Source organism: Lentzea alba (assembly GCF_011067745.1).
GTDB classification, from domain to species: Bacteria; Actinomycetota; Actinomycetes; order Mycobacteriales; family Pseudonocardiaceae; genus Lentzea; species Lentzea alba.
On record NZ_JAAMPJ010000001.1, the window covers coordinates 957,989 to 974,073 of the forward strand.

The window sequence follows — 16,085 nt, forward strand, 5'->3', positions numbered from 1 at the left end:
GACCGACCGGATGATTACCGTCCGGTGCTTGGGATCCGGAAACCGGCCACTTGGCGCGTTGTGACGAAAATCAATAGGCTTTCTCTCGGAATCACACCAGCTATTCTGAGCCTTGGGAAGAGAACGGGAGCGCAAGCCATGGATCATCTCTACAACGACAACGTCGCCGAGATCTCCCACTTCCCCTGGCGCGGTTCTCTCACAGATGACGACGAGGGGCTCGAGCCGACCATCGTCCGCAGCATGGACTGACAAAACTCGGGGGTTCCTCATGACCGGCCTGTCCACCGCAGTCAAGGGCACCGGCCCGGCTCTGCTGCTCGTGCACGGCGCGGGCGGCAGCATCCAGGCCAACTACGGCCCGGTCCTGGGAACCCTCCTGCAGAACTTCACCGTCATCGCACCGGATCTGCCGGGGTCGGGCGGCTCACCGACGGCTCCCGGCCCGCTCGATCTGGACGAGCTCGCGGACGACCTCGTGGCCGTCGCGGTCAAGGCCGGGCACGAGTCGTTCTTCGTCTCCGGCTACTCGATGGGCTGCGCGGTCGCCGTCACCATCGCCGTGCGGCATCCCGAACGGGTGCGCGGACTGGTGTTGAGCGCGGCGTTCGCGAAGGCCGACGCGGCGACCAAGGTGAAGATCGACCAGTGGAAGTCGTTGCTGAACGGGTCCCGCGAGGTGCTGTCGCGGTTCATCCTCTCGGCGATGTGCAGCAAGGAGTACCTGGCCAAGCTGACGCCCGCGCAGGCCGAGGGCTTCGCTGAACTGATCGGCGCGAGCGTGCCGGCCGGGACGCCCGCACACGTCGACCTGATCCTGAGGATCGACCTGACCGACGTGTTGCCGCAGGTCTCACAGCCGACGCTGGTGATCGGCGCGTCCGGTGACCAGCTGATGTCGCCCGACCTGGCCAAGCAGGTCTCGGACCTCATCCCGGGGTCCAAGTACACCGACCTCGCGTGCGGGCACGCGATCGCGCTGGAGTCCGCGGTGCCGTGGGCGCGGCTGATCACGGACTACCTCACCTCGATGTAATCCTGCGCACCGTGCACGTTTGCCATGAAGGTGCCCCTCATGCACCTGGGGTCCATGAGGGGCACCTTCATGGCATTCGTGCGCACCGTGCAAGTTTGGGATGAAGGCGCCCTTCATCAACCCCAGGTTCATGAAGGAGCCCTTCATCAACGTCATGTCGCCGTGCGGAGGCGGTGGGCCAACGCCGTGTGGCGGCGGCCCGCCCCCACGGTTCGCACGGCCTGGCCGATGGCTCGCTTCGAGCCCACCAGCACGACGAGCTTCTTCGCGCGCGTGACGGCGGTGTAGAGCAGGTTGCGTTGCAGCATCATCCACGCGCTGGTCGTGATCGGGATGACCACGCACGGGTACTCGCTGCCCTGTGACCGGTGGATGGTCATGGCGTAGGCGTGGCTGAGCTCGTCGAGTTCCGAGAACTCGTAGTCGACCTCTTCGTCCTCGTCGGTGCGGATCGTCAGCTTCTGCTCGACCGGGTCCAACGCGATGACCACGCCCAGGGTGCCGTTGAAGACGCCGTTCTTGCCCTTGTCGTAGTTGTTGCGGATCTGCGTGACCTTGTCGCCGAGCTTGAACACCCTGCCGCCGAACCGTTTCTCGGGCAGGTTGTCGCGCGACGGCGTGAGTGCTTCCTGGAGCACGGTGTTCAGAGCGCCCGCGCCCGCCGGGCCGCGGTGCATCGGCGCGAGGACCTGGATGTCCTTGCGCGGGTCGAGCCGGAACTTGCGCGGGATGCGGTTCGCCACGACGTCGACGGTCATCGTCGCCGCTTCCTCGGCTTCGTCCGTGCTGAACAGGAAGAAGTCCGGAAGTCCTTGCACCAACGGGTAATCGCCGCTGTTGATGCGGTGGGCGTTCGTGACGACGCCGGACTCCTGGGCCTGGCGGAAGATGTGCGTGAGACGGACGTTCGGGATCGGGCTTCCCTGCGCCAGCACGTCTCTGAGCACCTCGCCCGCGCCGACCGACGGCAGCTGGTCGACGTCGCCGACGAGCAACAGGTGGGCGCCGGGCGGCACCGCCTTCACGAGTTTGTTGGCCAGCAACAGGTCCAGCATCGAGGCCTCGTCCACCACGACCAGGTCCGCGTCGAGCGGGTGGTCGCGGTCGTACGCCGCGTCGCCGCCGGGTTTCAACTCCAGCAGGCGGTGCACGGTGCGGGCCTCGTGGCCGGTCAGCTCGGTGAGGCGCTTGGCGGCCCGGCCGGTCGGCGCGGCCAGCACGATCTTGGCGCGTTTCGCCTGGGCCAGCCGGACGATCGAGCGGACGGTGAAGCTCTTGCCGCAGCCCGGTCCGCCGGTGAGCACCGCGACCTTCTGGGTCAGCGCGAGCTTGACGGCCGCCGCCTGGTGCTCTTCGAGGTCGGTGCCGAGCCAAGCGAACGCCTTGTCCCAGTTGACGTCCCGGAAGCTCGGCATGCGGTCGTGCTCGCTGTGCAGGAGGCGTTTGAGCTGCGCGGCCATCGAGATCTCCGCGCGGTGGAACGGGATCAGGTAGATGGCGATCTCGTCGTCCGGGAGCTCCTCGCGGACCACTCCTTCCTCGTCGACGAGCTCGGCGAGGCAGTCGATGACGAGGCCGGTGTCGACCTGGAGGATCTTGATGGCGTCCGCGATGAGGGCCTGTTCGGGCAGGTAGCAGTTGCCGTCGGTGGTGGCCTCGGACAGCGTGAACTGCAGGCCGGCCTTGACGCGTTGCGGGCTGTCGTGCGGGATGCCGACGGCCTTCGCGATCACGTCGGCGGTCTTGAAGCCGATCCCCCACACGTCGCTGGCCAGCCGGTACGGCTCTTCCCGGACGACCTCGATGGCCTTGTCGCCGTACTGCTTGTAGACGCGGACGGCGAGTGACGTCGACACGCCGACGCCCTGCAGGAAGACCATGACCTCCTTGATGGCCTTCTGCTCCTCCCAGGCGTCCGCGATGAGCTTGGTGCGCTTGGGGCCGAGCTTCGGGACCTCGATCAGGCGTTCCGGTGAGTGCTCGATGACGTCCAGCGCGTCGACGCCGAAGTGCGTGACGATCTTGTCCGCGAGCACCGGGCCGATGCCCTTGATCAGGCCGGACCCCAGGTAGCGGCGGATGCCCTGGATCGTCGCGGGCAGGATCGTCGTGTAGTCGTCGACGTGGAACTGCTTGCCGTACTGCGGGTGCGAGCCCCAGGTGCCGCGCATCCGGATCGACTCGCCCGGCTGCGCGCCGAGCAACGCGCCGACGACCGTGACGAGGTCGCCGCGGCCGGTGTCAACCTTCGCGACGGTGTAGCCGTTGTCCTCATTGGCGTAGGTGATCCTTTCCAGGACCGCTTCGAGGACGTTCATGACTGGAACTTACAGGGGCGGCACATGTTCGGGGCCAAATCAAATTCTTCTGCACACGATCTTCACAACTTGTCCCGGCGTCCTCCACGACATGCCCATAAAGTCGCCGCCATGACAGGTCAGCGCCGGGTACTCGTCGTGGAGGACGACATCACGATCGCCGAGTCCGTGGCCGTGCGGCTGCGGGCCGAGGGGTTCGTGGTGTCGGTGGCTCATGACGGGCCGTCCGGGGTCGCTCAGGCGGCGTCGTTCCTCCCTGACCTGGTGGTTCTGGACGTGATGCTGCCGGGGTTCGACGGGCTCGAGGTGTGCCGGCGGATCCAGGCGTCGCGCTCGGTGCCGGTGCTGATGCTGACCGCGCGGGGGGACGAGACCGATCTGCTGGTCGGGCTCGCCGTGGGGGCCGACGACTACCTGACCAAGCCGTTCTCGATGCGCGAACTGGCCGCGCGGGTGCACGTTCTGCTGCGCCGGGTGTCGCGGGCTTCCTCGTCGCATTCGCTGGAGCTCGGGGACCTGCAGATCGACCTGGCCGCGCGGCGGGTGTCGCGTTCGGGCGTCGAGGCTCATCTGACGCCCACCGAGTACGACCTGCTGGTGTTCCTGGCCGAGCGGCCCTCTGCCGTGCAGGCGCGGGAACGGTTGCTGGCGGAGGCGTGCGGGTGGCACGACGGGGCTTCGTCGCGGACGGTCGACAGTCACGTGAAGGCGTTGCGGCGCAAGCTCGGGGCGGACCTGATCCGGACCGTGCACGGCGTCGGGTACGCGCTGGAGGTACCCCGATGAAGACGATCTTGGGCTGGCTCGACATGTTGCCGCGTCCGCTGGACTCGGTGCGGTCGATCAAGCTCAAGCTCGGGATCGTCATCGTGGTGTCGGGATGTGTGGCGTTCGCCTACTTCCGTTACGCGACGGGGTGGTTGCCGCCGCGGACGACGCTCATCGCGCTGGTGCTGGGGTTGCTGACCTCGCAGCTGCTGGCGCACGGCATGACTTCTCCGTTGCGGGAGATGACTTCCGCGGCTCGGTCGATGGCGTCCGGGGACTACTCGCGGTCCGTCCGGGCGACTTCGTCCGATGAGGTCGGACAGCTGGCGGAGGCGTTCACGGTGATGGCGGCCGACCTGGCCGCTGCCGACCAGCAGCGGCGGGAACTGATCGCGAACGTGTCGCACGAGTTGCGGACGCCGATCTCGGCGTTGCAGGCCGTGCTGGAGAACGTGGTCGACGGGGTCGCTGTCGCTGACGCGGCGACCATGAAGACCGCCTTGGCGCAGACCGAACGGCTCGGGCGGCTGGTCACCGAGCTGCTGGACCTGTCGAAGATCGACGCCGGGGTGTTGTCGCTGAACCGTGAGGTGTTGTCGGTCTCGTCGCTGGTCGCCGATGTGGTGGCGGAGGCGGCGGTGGCTGCTCCCTCGGCTTCGTTCTCGATCGACGTGGACGGGGAGCTTTCGGTGCTGGCTGACGGAGAGCGGCTGCACCAGGTGCTGGTGAACCTGGTGGACAACGCCGCCCGGCACGGACCCACCGGGGGGTTGGTGTCCGTGTCGGGGTTCGCTTCGGGGGGTTCTGTCGTTCTGGAGGTGCGGGACGAGGGCCCGGGGATCGCTCTGGCCGACCGGTCGCGGATTTTCGAGAGGTTCACCCGGGGGGAACGGGCCGGGGGTGGTGGGACCGGGCTCGGTCTGGCCATCGCCCGGTGGGTGGTGGACCTGCACGGCGGGACGATCGCCGTGGTGGACCCCGGGTCTTGCATCCGGGTGACGTTGCCTCGCTGACTTTCAGTTGCTTCGCACCGGTTCGAGTCGGTGCGATGGTGAAGCGCGCCCTTTTTCGGGGCTTGGGAGAGAGAAATGACTGACTCAGACGCTGACTCGACGAAATCGCCCGACTCCGCGGGGTCATCGGGGGATGCCGCTGCGCGGCGGCGGTATCGGAACTTCCGGAAGGTCGGGTATCGGCCGGTTTCCGGGGGCGGGGAGCCGGCGGAGCCTGGGGGTTCGCCGGCTCCCTCGGAGGCTGCTGACGCCGAGGAGGCCGCCGAGGCAGGCTCGGGCAGGGGTACCCCCGAGCTGGGAACCCCTACAACTCAACCTACTCAGGGGGTCCGACAAGATCGGCCGGCTGACGCGAAGCCCGCTGACGCGAAGCCCGCTGACGCGAAGCCCGCTGACGCGAAAGCCGCTGAGGAATCCAAGCCCGCGCCGGTCGTCACCGCCACCCTGCCCCCGCCGTCACCGTGGCAGAGGACGCCCCAGTACCCCGTACCGGCGATGGTCACGCCACAGCCCGGGCTGCCCTTCCTGCCCTGGTGGAAGCCACCCACGACCGGCGCGTCCAACAAGGCGCTCGCAGCCGGCCTGATCGCGGGTCTGGGCGGCGCGTTCCTCGCCGTGCCGAACAACGGCATCGGCTGGTTCCTGGCCGGTCTGTGCGGCGTCGGCGGGGTGCTGCTCTACGCGGGCAGGCCGACCGTCGAGCGGGCGCTCTGGCTGGCGGGCGCGCTCGCGTTCCTGGCGATGGGCTTCCTGCGGGCGGCCGAGTGGATCTTCCCGCTGAGCATCATGGCGTCGATGCTGTGCGGCTCGATCGCGATGGCGGGCGGGAAGACGGTCCGGGGGCTCGTGTTCGGCGCGGTGGGGGTGGCGCTGGGCGGGTTGCGGTCGATTCCGTGGGTCGCGAAGGGATTGAGCAAGCGCGGCCCGATCGGGATCCGGCCGTTCGTTTCGGTCGGCGTGGCGCTGGTGTTGCTGCTGGTCTTCGGGTCGCTGCTCGCCGGGGCGGACAAGGGGTTCAACGACTTCCTGGAAGGCCTGGTGCCGGACCTCGATGTCGGCGTCTACGTGCGGATGGGCTTCTTCGGAGTTGTCGCGGCAGCGGGAGCCTTGGGTGCGTGCTACCTCGTGGCGGCGCCGCCGGACATCAAGGAGGACGCGGAGGCCAGGCCGGGCACGTTGCGGCTCAAGGACTACGGACTGCCGGTCGGCGTGCTCGTGGTCCTGTTCACCGGGTTCGTGGGGACGCAGCTCGCGGTTCTGTTCGGTGGCGAGGCTTACGTGATGAAGACGGCGGGCGTCACGTTCGCCGAGTACGCGCGGTCCGGGTTCTGGCAGCTGCTGTGGGTCGCCATTCTCACGCTCGGCGTAATCGCCGGTGTCGCGCACTTCGCGGTGAAGAAAACGGCGCGGGAACAGTTGTGGTTGCGGGTGCTGCTCGGGTCGCTCGCGGTGCTGACGCTCGTGATCGTGGCGAGTGCGTTGAGCCGCATGTGGTTCTACCAGCAGGCGTACGGGTGGACGGTGCTGCGACTGCTCGTTTCGTCGTGCGAGATCTGGCTCGCGGTGGTGTACCTGATGGTGATCGCGGGCGGAATCACGTTGCGCGCCAACTGGTTGCCGAAGGCGATCGTCGGGACCGGCGCCGCGTTCCTCCTCGCCGTGATGACGATGAACCCCGAACGGGTGGTTGCCGATTACAACGTGTCGCGGTTCGAGGCCACGAAGAAGATCGACACCTGGTACCTGTCGCAGCTGTCGGAGGACGCCGTGCCCGCGCTCGTCCGGCTGCCCGCGGCGGAACGCTCGTGTGCCTTGTACCGCTTGAAGGATCGCAACGTCGAGGAAGACTGGCGCGACTGGAACCTGGCGCGGCACAACGCGAAGGCGTCACTCGAAGGTGTTGCGGTGACTGCCGCCACCTGTGAGTCGTCTTACTCGGGTGAGAGGTAGTCGTGAACTCGCGGTAAAGTGGCTGGTCCACCAGTTGCCGAGAGGGTGAGAAGTGACGCTGTCGTGACGATTGCGGCTGAACCCGTTGTCCTTCGATCGATGTTCACGGCAGGCGAGGCGCCCACCCCGCGCACCCTCCTGGACATCCTGCGCGCGAGTGCCGAACAGCACCCGAACGCGCTGGCCGTCGACGACGGCACCACCGCGCTGACGTACCGCGCACTCATCTCGGAAGTACTGGAACTGAAGGAAAAGCTCGCCGCCGACGGTGTCGGGGTCGGCGACCGGGTCGGCATTCGCGTGCCGTCCGGAACCGTCGACCTCTACGTCTCGATCCTGGGGACCCTCGCGGCGGGCGCGGCCTACGTGCCCGTCGACTTCGAGGACCCGGACGAGCGAGCGGAGCTCGTTTTCGGTGAGGCACAGGTCAGTGCGGTGCTCGGCGAAGGCCGATCCGTTGCGCTGCAGGGCACTCCGCTCGGCGTGCCGGGCGAACCGTCGCTGGACAACGACGCGTGGATCATCTTCACGTCCGGTTCGACCGGCAGGCCCAAGGGCGTCGCGGTGACGCATCGCAACGCCGCCGCGTTCGTGGACGCCGAGGCACGGCTCTTCCTGCGGGACGAGCCGATCGGTCCGGAAGATCGCGTGCTGGCCGGGCTTTCCGTCGCGTTCGACGCGTCCTGCGAGGAGATGTGGCTCGCGTGGCGGTACGGCGCCTGCCTGGTGCCCGCGCCGCGTTCGTTGGTGCGCACCGGCATGGACCTCGGCCCGTGGCTGGTCGAGCAGGAGATCACCGTCGTCTCCACGGTGCCGACGCTGGCCGCGCTGTGGCCGGTCGAGGCGCTGGACGACGTGCGGTTGCTCATCTTCGGCGGCGAGGCCTGCCCGCCCGAGCTGGCCGAGCGCCTGGCTGTCGACGGTCGTGAGGTCTGGAACACTTACGGGCCAACGGAAGCGACGGTCGTCGCGTGTGCCGCTCAGATGACCGGTTCCGGTCCCGTGCGCATCGGTTTGCCGTTGGACGGCTGGGAACTCGTCGTGGTGGACGCGGCGGGCGAGGTCGTGCCGATGGGCGAGTCCGGCGAACTGGTGATCGGCGGCGTCGGCCTGGCGCGCTACCTCGACGAGGCGAAGGACGCGGAGAAGTACGCGCCGCTGCCCTCGATGGGCTGGGACCGCGCGTACCGCAGCGGTGACATGGTCCGCGCCGAACCCGAGGGCCTGCTGTTCCTCGGCCGCGCGGACGAGCAGATCAAGCTCGGGGGCCGGCGCATCGAGCTGGGTGAGGTCGACGCGGCACTGCTGGCGCTCGACGGCGTGGCCGGTGCGGCCGCCGCCGTGCGCACGACGCGGGGCGGCAACCAGATCCTCGTCGGCTACGTCGTGGCCGACGGCGAGTTCGACCAGGTCGCGGCCGTTGAGCAGCTGCGTGCCGAGCTGCCCGCCGCGCTGGTGCCGTTGATCGCGATCGTGGAGACGCTGCCGACGCGCACGTCCGGCAAGGTCGACCGCGCCGCGCTGCCGTGGCCGCTGGCGTCGATGGACACCGCGGGCGTGGTGTTCTCCGGGCTGGAGGGCTGGCTGGCGGAGCAGTGGGCCGCGGTGCTCGGCTCAGGCCCCGCTTCCGAGGACGCGAACTTCTTCTCGTCCGGCGGTAGCTCGCTGGGCGCCGCACAGCTGGTCTCGATGGTCCGCACGCGGTACCCGAGCACGTCTGTGTCGGACATCTACCAGAACCCGACGCTGTACAAGCTGGCGCGACGCCTGGAGTCGTACGGCGAGACCGCGGAGGTGCGCGAGGTCGCGCCGACGCCGCGGCTGACCGGTGTGCTGCAGACGTTGCTGATGATCCCGCTGCTGACCGTGTCCGGTGCGCGGTGGGTCGTCGCACTGACCGCTCTGTCGAACGTGCTGGGCTGGACTTCCGTGTCCTGGTGGTGGGTCGTCGCCGGGTGGGCGGTGTTCATCAGCCCCGCCGGCCGTCTCGCGATCTCCGCTGGTGGCGCACGGTTGTTGCTGCGCGGTGTGAAGCCCGGCGAGTACCCGCGCGGTGGCTCTGTCCACTTGCGACTGTGGACCGCCGAGATGCTGGCGCAGATGTCGCGTGCGACCGAACTGTCCGGCTCCTGGGTGACGCACTACGCGCGGGCGTTGGGCGCGAAGATCGGCGCCGGTGTCGACCTGCACTCGTTGCCCCCGGTCACCGGCATGCTGAAGGTCGGCCGCGGCGCGGCCGTCGAGCCCGAGGTCGACCTGTCCGGCTGGTGGCTGGACGGCGACCGGCTGGTGCTCGGCCGCATCCGGATCGGCGCGGGTGCGACCGTGGGTGCGCGCAGCACGTTGTTCCCTGGCGCGAGGGTTGGCAAGCGGGCCGAGGTGGCGCCTGGTTCGGGTGTCGTCGGTTCGGTGCCGACCGGTCAGCGCTGGGCAGGCGTCCCCGCGATCCGCGAGGGCAAGGCGGCGCGCTCGTTCCCGTCGCGCCGGCCGCCGCGCTCGTACTTCTGGAACCTCATGTACGGCGTTTCGTCCGGTCTGCTGGGCGCGCTGCCGTTGCTGGCGGCGGCTCCGGCGCTGCTGTACGTGTTGCGCCACCCGGTGACTTTGACGTCGGCGCTGTGGGACGTGCCGGTCGCTTCAGCGATCTGGTTCGGCACCTACGCGTTGCTGGTCCTGGTTTCCGTGCGGCTGCTGGGCATCGGCATGCGCGAGGGCCACTACCCCGTGCACAGCCGGGTCGCGTGGGCGGCGTGGACGACCGAGCGGTTGATGAACAACGCGCGCTCGGCCCTGTTCCCGCTGTACGCCTCGCTGTTCACGCCGGTGTGGCTGCGCCTGCTCGGCATGAAGGTCGGCCGCCGCGTCGAGGCGTCCACCGTCGTCGCGCTGCCTCGCATGACCCGCGTCGGCGACGGCGCGTTCCTGGCCGACGACACGATGGTCGCGTCCTACGAGCTCGGCGGCGGCTGGCTGCGCATCGCGACCGCGCGCGTGGGCAAGCGGGCGTTCCTGGGCAACTCGGGCATGACCGCGCCGGGCCGCAACGTGCCCAAGGGCGGGCTCGTCGGCGTGCTGTCGGCGGCTCCGAAGCGCGCCAAGGCGGGGTCTTCCTATCTGGGCATGCCGCCGATGAAGCTGCCGCGCGCGGCCGAGGTGTCCGACCAGTCGCGCACGTTCGACCCGCCTGCTCACCTGATGTGGGCGCGGGCGCTCGTCGAACTGTGCCGGTTCGTCCCGGTGATGCTGAACGTCGCTTTGGTCGTGCTCGTGCTGTTCGCCCTTCGGGAGTTCGGCCTGTGGTCGTCCGGCCTGGTGTTGCTGGGCGCCGGTGTCGCCGCCTGCCTGGTCGCGGTGATCGCCAAGTGGGTGCTCGTGGGCCGGTTCCGCGTGCGTGAGTACCCGCTGTGGTCGGCTTTCGTGTGGCGCAACGAGCTGGCGGACACGTTCGTCGAGGTGCTCGCGGTGCCGTGGCTGGTCGGGTTCTCCGGTGGCACGCCGCTGATGAACCTGTGGCTGCGGTCGCTGGGCGCGTCCGTCGGCCGTGGCGTGTGGTGCGAGTCGTACTGGCTGCCCGAGGCCGACCTGGTGAAGCTGGGCGCCGGCGCGTCGGTGAACCGCGGCTGCGTGGTGCAGACGCACCTGTTCCACGACCGCATCCTGCGCATGGACCGCGTGTCTTTGGGCGCCGGCGCCACTTTGGGCCCGCACGGCATCGTCCTGCCGGGCGCGTCCGTCGGCGCCCACACGACCATCGGACCCGCCTCGCTCGTCATGCGCGGAGAGGATGTACCGTCGGGAACCCGTTGGCTGGGCAACCCGATCTCCGCGTGGACATGAGCTTCTCCGTACATCACTACGCACTAGAGCTTGACTACAAGCCGCACTCCGCGCGTCTTTCGGGGCGTGCGGTGATCCAGGCTTCGTGCACTTCGCTGTCGTCGTTCTCGTTGTCCTTCGGCTCCTTGCGGGTCTCGAAGGTGCTGGTGAACGGCAAACCTGCGCGCTACGCCCACGCTGGTGGCGTGCTGAACATCCGCGCCGCCGTGCGCGGGTCCTTCTCGGTCGAGGTCCGCTACTCGGGCACGCCGGTGCCGGTGTCCACGCCGGAGTGGGGCGACCTCGGCTGGGACCAGCTCACGGACGGCTCGATCGTCGCCTCCCAGCCCTTCGGCGCGCCGTCGTGGTTCCCCTGCCTGGACGTGCCGTCCTCAAAGGCCTCGTACTTGCTGGACGTGACCGCGCCGGCGTCGTACACGGTGGTCTGCAACGGGGTCCTGGTGGACGGCAAGGTGTCCGGCAGCACCACCCGCTGGACGTACTCGATGGCCGCGCCGATGGCCTCGTACCTGGCGACCGTCCAGATCGGCCAGTACGTCGAGGCACTGCCCGGCGTGTGGGCACCGGCCCGGTTGCGCCGGCTGGTGGCGCACGACTTCGCCCGGCAGAACCAGATGATCAAGCTGTTCTCGTCGCTGTTCGGCCCCTACCCGTTCGCCTCCTACTCGGTCGTGGTGACCGATGACGAACTGGACGTTCCCGTTGAGGCACAGGGCTTGTCGACGTTCGGCGCGAACCACGTGGACGGCCGGCGCGGGTCCGAGCGGCTGGTCGCGCACGAGCTGGCGCACCAGTGGTTCGGCAACTCGGTGGGCATCGCCGCCTGGGAGCACATCTGGCTCAACGAGGGCTTCGCGTGCTACTCGGAGTGGCTGTGGTCGGAGGCTTCTGGTGGCCGGTCCGCGGACGCTTGTGCCGCCGGGGCCCGGGATCTGTTGCGGCGGTTGCCCCAGGACCTGGTGATCGGTCAGCCCGCGCGGGCCGACTGGTTCGACGACCGGGTCTACAAGCGCGGGGCTTTGACGTTGCACGCCTTGCGTCGCGAGATGGGCGACGACTTGTTCTTCGCGCTGTTGCGGGAGTGGTGTGCGCGGAACCGGCACGGGCTGGTGACCACTGAGGACTTCCTGGAGCTGGCTGGGCACCGGGACCTGTTGACGCGGTGGCTGTTCAAGGCCGCACTGCCTGTTTAGCCGACGTACGGGTCCTCGAACTCGTAGTAGCCGAGGCGGGCCAGGCGCTCGCCCACCTCGGCCCAGGTCCCTGCCTCCACCCGCTCGATCGCCGCTCGTACCACGTCGAGGATCTCGCCGATCTTCGACGTGCCGACGATGACGAGCGACCGGCCGAAGAGGACTCTCTCCGACGACACCGTCGAGGTCAGGCTGGTGAGGGTGCACACGTTGAACTGGACCGACTCCGATCCCTCTCCGTCCGCCGGCCCGACGAGCGCCTGCAGCAGGAAGGAGAAGTCGTCCGGATCGTTCGGACGGAAGTCCTCCAGGTCCACGTCCGGACTGATGAAGTGCCGCACTGCCGCTCTCATGCCGAGAGCTTCTCACTCCGGTGGCGTTCTGCGTGAGCTGTTTCATGGTGTTCCCCTCCCCAGACACCGGGTACCCCGCTTCGATACGGGAGGAGGAACGACGTGCTGTTCGTGGTGCTCGGCTGTTCGATCGCGTTCGCGTTGCTGGTGGTGGAAGTGGTCCACCGGCTGGTGCGGCGCTTCACCCACAGCGGCAAGATGTACCGGCCAGGCCAGGTGTTCGGAGCCTTGCTGGCCACCCAGATAAGCCTGAGCGTGTACCCGGTGGACGCGCCGATCGCCCTGCACGCGCTGGGCATCGCGTTGATCCTGGCCGGGGCGTGGCTGCTCTCGGCCCTCATCAGCACGCTGGTGGACATCTCGCTGTCGCGGATTCGCACGGACGTCACGGACAACCGGCACGCGCGGCGCGTGCACACGCAGGTCACGTTGGTGCGGCGGCTCGCGTTGGTGATCATCGGCGTGTTGGCGGTGGGTGCGATCCTGATGACGTTCCCAGGGGCGCGTGCGGTCGGGTCGACCGTGTTGGCGTCCGCGGCTGTTATTGGTGCTGTGGCGGCGTTGGCGGCGCAGTCGTTGCTGGGCAACGTGATTTCGGGGATGCAGATCGCGTTCAGCGACGCGGTGCGGCTGGATGACGTTGTGGTGGTTGAAGGTGAGTGGGGGCGGGTCGAGGACATCACGCTGACGTACGTGGTGCTGCACCTGTGGGACGACCGGCGGTTGGTGTTGCCGACCTCGTACTTCTTGAAGACTCCCTTCGAGAACTGGACGCGCACGCAGTCGGCGTTGCTCGGGACGGTCGAGCTCGATCTGGACTGGACGGTGCCGGTCGAGGCGATGCGACAGGAGATGCGGTCCATGCTGGAGGGCAGCGATCTGTGGGACGGGCGGGTGTCCGTGCTGCAGGTTACGGCCGCTACGCAGGGGTTCGTGCGGGTGCGGGCTCTCGTCAGCGCTGCCGATGCCGGGAAGCTGTGGGATCTCAGGTGTCTGGTGCGGGAGCACCTGGTGGATTGGCTGCAGAGGCAGCACAGTGGGGCGTTGCCGCAGGTCAGGACGCGCGCGGTCACCGGGACGAAGCGGCAGCTGCCGGCCAGCGACCAGCACACGGACGCGCGGGTGTTCGGCGAGAGCCTGGACGGGGCGCAGCGGGAGCAAGCGTTTGCGGGGCCCAAGCAGTAGATCGGTACCGTCGAAGGCATGAACGTCATCGTGCACGGCGGGCAAAACGTTGCGGCGGACTGGAACCAGGTCAAAGCGCTGGTGGAACCCGCCGAAGTACCGGAACGACGTGGCCGCAACGGGGTGCCGTTGCCCGACGACTACAGCCTGCGCACCGAGATCGACGACCTGCACGCGGTCCTCGACCGGCACGAGCAGCCGACCCTCATCGGGCACAGCTACGGCGGGCTCATCGCACTGCTGGCGGCCCAGGAACGCGACGACCTCAAGGCGCTCGTGCTGTACGACCCTCCGCTGCGCCTGGACAGCGCCACCATCGCGAGCTTCGGTCAGGCTCTGGACAGCGGCGACCGCGATCTCGCACTGGAGATCATGGTCACCGAGATCGCGGGAGAACACGCGTTCCGCGACACCGATCCGGCGCGGTGGCTCAAAGCGCAGGAGTTGCTCGACACGACGTTCGAGGAGCTCAAGGAGATCGACGGCTACCGCTACCAGCCGCCGAAGTTGCGGGTGCCGGTGACGGTCGTCGTGGGTGAGCGCACCGACCACATCTTCGGGCCGGCCGCGCGGGAGCTCGTGCGGGACACCGGCGGCACCTTCGTCACGCTCAAGGGCGAAGGACATGTGGCGCACCGGACGAACCCTGAGCTGCTGGCCGCGACGATCCGCGCGGGATCCACCACACTGGGCGGATGAGAACCGGGGATCAGGTCGTCCAGAGCCTGCCGTGGCGGTGGCGCGCGCAGGGCACGATCTTCGTCATCGGCGGGCTCGGGTTCCTGTTCGACGCCTGGGACGTCACGCTCAACGCGTTCCTGATCCCGCTGGTCAGCGCCGAGTGGGGGCTCAGCCTCGGCGAACGCGGGTGGGTCGGCACGGCGAACCTGATCGGGATGGCGGTCGGGGCGTTCGCGTGGGGCTCGATCGCGGACACCATCGGGCGCAAGAAGGCGTTCAGCCTCACGATCCTGATGTTCTCGGTGTTCACGGTCGCCGGGGCGGCGTCACCGGACTTCGTGACGTTCTGCGCGTTCCGGTTCCTCGCCGGAGTCGGTCTCGGCGGGTGCATCCCGGTCGACTTCGCGCTGGTCAGCGAGTTCACGCCGACCAAGGTGCGCGGGCGGGTGCTGGCGGCGATGGACGGGTTCTGGCCGCTCGGCGCCACGTTGTGCGGGCTGACCGCCGCGTTCCTCGCCGACCTGGGCAGCTGGCGGCTGCTGATGCTCACGATGGTGCTGCCCGCGCTCCTGCTGTTCTGGATTCGCCGGGGCGTGCCCGAGTCGCCGATCTTCCTGGTCGCCAAGGGGCGCACCGAGGAGGCCAGAGAGGTCGTCGACGGGCTGATCGCGAGAACCGGGGCGCCGCCGGAGGAGTGGCGGCTGCCTGACCCGCAGCAGGTCCAGCGGCTTTCGCCCAGGACGATGTTCACGCAGCTCAAGGACATCTGGCGGTTCGACCCGCGGCGCACGGGAGCGATGTGGTTGATGTTCCTCGCCGTGTTCCTGCTGTACTACGGCGCCGTCACGTGGCTGCCGACCATCCTCAAGGCGCAGGGGTACGGGACGTACGCGGCGTTCATGGTCACGACCGGGACCGTGGCGGTGGGCGTGGTGGCCGCGCTGATCAGCGCCTGGCTCGTGGACGTGTTCGGGCGCAAGTGGGTCATCGCGGTGACCGCGCCGCTCGCGTCGGTGGCGCTGGTCCTGTTCGCGGTGCAGATCGACGTCGACACCGCCGCGAAAGTGTGGATCACGCTCTACGGGGCGCTGATCCAGATCGCGATCCCCGCGCTGTACGCGTTCGCGCCGGAGCTGTACCCGACGCACCTGCGGGCCAGCGGGTTCGGCTGGGCGTCGACGATCAGCCGGATCGGGGCCGGGTTCGTGCCGGTGCTGCTCGGGGCGATCCTGTGGCCACGCCTGGGGTTGCCGCTGACCTTCGCGGTGATCGGGGTCGTGGTGGTGGGCGGGGTGATCGTGATGATGCTCGCCGTGCCGGAAACCCGGATGCAACCGCTCGCGGAGACCGTTCCGTCCTAGGCTCATGAGAAGACCGCTCGCCGTCGCGTTTTGCGCGCTGGCTCTCGGCAGCTGTGGTGCGAACGGGGCCCCGACCGTGCCGTACGGGGAGGTCCCAGTCGTGTCTTCAGCAAAACCGGACAGGAACCGGATCGAGCAGGCGAAGCGCGACGGCCACCTCACCGTGCCACTGATGATCTCCGTGCAGCCGGGACGCGACGAGGAGGTCGAGCAGGCACTGACGAAGCTGGGCGCGACCGTCGAGTCGCGGGATCCCAGAATCGGTTACCTGCGGGCCGAGATGCCGGTCGACAAGGTGGAAGACGTTCATCTCATCAGCGGTGTGTCCAAAGTGGACATGGACGAGCCGCTCGGCAACAAGCTCCCTGAACCGTAGAAAGCCCCAGGATC

The 16,085-nt window shown here is 68.6% G+C and carries 12 protein-coding genes; 10 read left to right on the forward strand and 2 right to left on the reverse strand.

Annotated features, from left to right (window positions below):
* Window positions 1–271: 271 nt before the first annotated feature.
* Window positions 272–1,036, forward strand: coding sequence for an alpha/beta fold hydrolase (locus G7043_RS04495; protein WP_166044124.1), 765 nt, complete (start codon window positions 272–274; stop codon window positions 1,034–1,036).
* A gap of 152 nt (window positions 1,037–1,188) precedes the next feature.
* On the opposite strand, the gene recD2 is transcribed toward G7043_RS04495, so the two are convergent.
* Window positions 1,189–3,354, reverse strand: coding sequence for an SF1B family DNA helicase RecD2 (recD2, locus tag G7043_RS04500; protein WP_166044126.1), 2,166 nt, complete (start codon window positions 3,352–3,354; stop codon window positions 1,189–1,191).
* A 111-nt stretch (window positions 3,355–3,465) separates the two neighbouring features.
* On the opposite strand from recD2, the gene G7043_RS04505 reads away from it, so the two are divergent.
* The 5 genes from G7043_RS04505 to G7043_RS04525 all read left to right on the forward strand — a co-directional run bounded on the left by G7043_RS04505 (window position 3,466) and on the right by G7043_RS04525 (window position 12,115).
* The gene (locus tag G7043_RS04505) at window positions 3,466–4,140 is read left to right on the forward strand and encodes a response regulator transcription factor (RefSeq protein WP_166044128.1); all 675 of its coding nucleotides are present in this window, start codon (window positions 3,466–3,468) and stop codon (window positions 4,138–4,140) included.
* Window positions 4,137–5,135, forward strand: coding sequence for a HAMP domain-containing sensor histidine kinase (locus tag G7043_RS04510; protein WP_166044131.1), 999 nt, complete (start codon window positions 4,137–4,139; stop codon window positions 5,133–5,135). The genes G7043_RS04505 and G7043_RS04510 overlap by 4 nt, the downstream gene beginning before the upstream one ends.
* Before the next feature lie 495 nt (window positions 5,136–5,630).
* Complete coding sequence (locus G7043_RS04515) at window positions 5,631–7,085, forward strand: DUF4153 domain-containing protein (RefSeq protein WP_166044132.1); 1,455 nt, start codon at window positions 5,631–5,633, stop codon at window positions 7,083–7,085.
* Between the two features lie 99 nt (window positions 7,086–7,184).
* Window positions 7,185–10,922 (forward strand): Pls/PosA family non-ribosomal peptide synthetase, encoded by a 3,738-nt coding sequence (locus G7043_RS04520; RefSeq protein ID WP_166044134.1) that lies wholly within the window; start codon window positions 7,185–7,187, stop codon window positions 10,920–10,922.
* Between the two features lie 71 nt (window positions 10,923–10,993).
* Window positions 10,994–12,115 carry a M1 family metallopeptidase gene (locus G7043_RS04525; protein ID WP_313887694.1) on the forward strand — a complete coding sequence of 374 codons (1,122 nt, stop codon included), beginning with the start codon at window positions 10,994–10,996 and terminating at the stop codon, window positions 12,113–12,115.
* On the opposite strand, the gene G7043_RS04530 is transcribed toward G7043_RS04525, so the two are convergent.
* The gene (locus G7043_RS04530; protein WP_166044138.1) at window positions 12,112–12,468 is read right to left on the reverse strand and encodes an Imm8 family immunity protein; all 357 of its coding nucleotides are present in this window, start codon (window positions 12,466–12,468) and stop codon (window positions 12,112–12,114) included. The two genes, G7043_RS04525 and G7043_RS04530, sit on opposite strands and share 4 nt — an antisense overlap.
* 102 nt (window positions 12,469–12,570) lie before the next feature.
* On the opposite strand from G7043_RS04530, the gene G7043_RS04535 reads away from it, so the two are divergent.
* From G7043_RS04535 to G7043_RS04550, 4 genes are all read left to right on the forward strand, one after another.
* Window positions 12,571–13,653, forward strand: a complete 1,083-nt coding sequence (locus tag G7043_RS04535; protein WP_313887695.1) for a mechanosensitive ion channel family protein — start codon at window positions 12,571–12,573, stop codon at window positions 13,651–13,653.
* Window positions 13,654–13,671: 18 nt separating this feature from the next.
* Window positions 13,672–14,352, forward strand: a complete 681-nt coding sequence (locus G7043_RS04540; protein ID WP_166044139.1) for an alpha/beta fold hydrolase — start codon at window positions 13,672–13,674, stop codon at window positions 14,350–14,352.
* Window positions 14,349–15,695: an MFS transporter gene (locus G7043_RS04545; RefSeq protein ID WP_166044141.1), complete on the forward strand. Its 1,347-nt coding sequence runs from the start codon at window positions 14,349–14,351 to the stop codon at window positions 15,693–15,695. Before G7043_RS04540 ends, G7043_RS04545 begins: the two co-directional genes overlap by 4 nt.
* Before the next feature lie 100 nt (window positions 15,696–15,795).
* Complete coding sequence (locus G7043_RS04550) at window positions 15,796–16,071, forward strand: hypothetical protein (protein ID WP_166044143.1); 276 nt, start codon at window positions 15,796–15,798, stop codon at window positions 16,069–16,071.
* Window positions 16,072–16,085 lie beyond the last annotated feature (14 nt).

Coding starts and splice junctions, on each gene's coding strand:
- G7043_RS04495 (WP_166044124.1), top strand. CDS start 272: ATGACCGGCCTGTCCACCGCAGTCAAGGGCACCGGCCCGGCTCTGCTG.
- recD2 (WP_166044126.1), bottom strand. CDS start 3,354: ATGAACGTCCTCGAAGCGGTCCTGGAAAGGATCACCTACGCCAATGAG.
- G7043_RS04505 (WP_166044128.1), top strand. CDS start 3,466: ATGACAGGTCAGCGCCGGGTACTCGTCGTGGAGGACGACATCACGATC.
- G7043_RS04510 (WP_166044131.1), top strand. CDS start 4,137: ATGAAGACGATCTTGGGCTGGCTCGACATGTTGCCGCGTCCGCTGGAC.
- G7043_RS04515 (WP_166044132.1), top strand. CDS start 5,631: ATGGTCACGCCACAGCCCGGGCTGCCCTTCCTGCCCTGGTGGAAGCCA.
- G7043_RS04520 (WP_166044134.1), top strand. CDS start 7,185: ATGTTCACGGCAGGCGAGGCGCCCACCCCGCGCACCCTCCTGGACATC.
- G7043_RS04530 (WP_166044138.1), bottom strand. CDS start 12,468: ATGAGAGCGGCAGTGCGGCACTTCATCAGTCCGGACGTGGACCTGGAG.
- G7043_RS04540 (WP_166044139.1), top strand. CDS start 13,672: ATGAACGTCATCGTGCACGGCGGGCAAAACGTTGCGGCGGACTGGAAC.
- G7043_RS04545 (WP_166044141.1), top strand. CDS start 14,349: ATGAGAACCGGGGATCAGGTCGTCCAGAGCCTGCCGTGGCGGTGGCGC.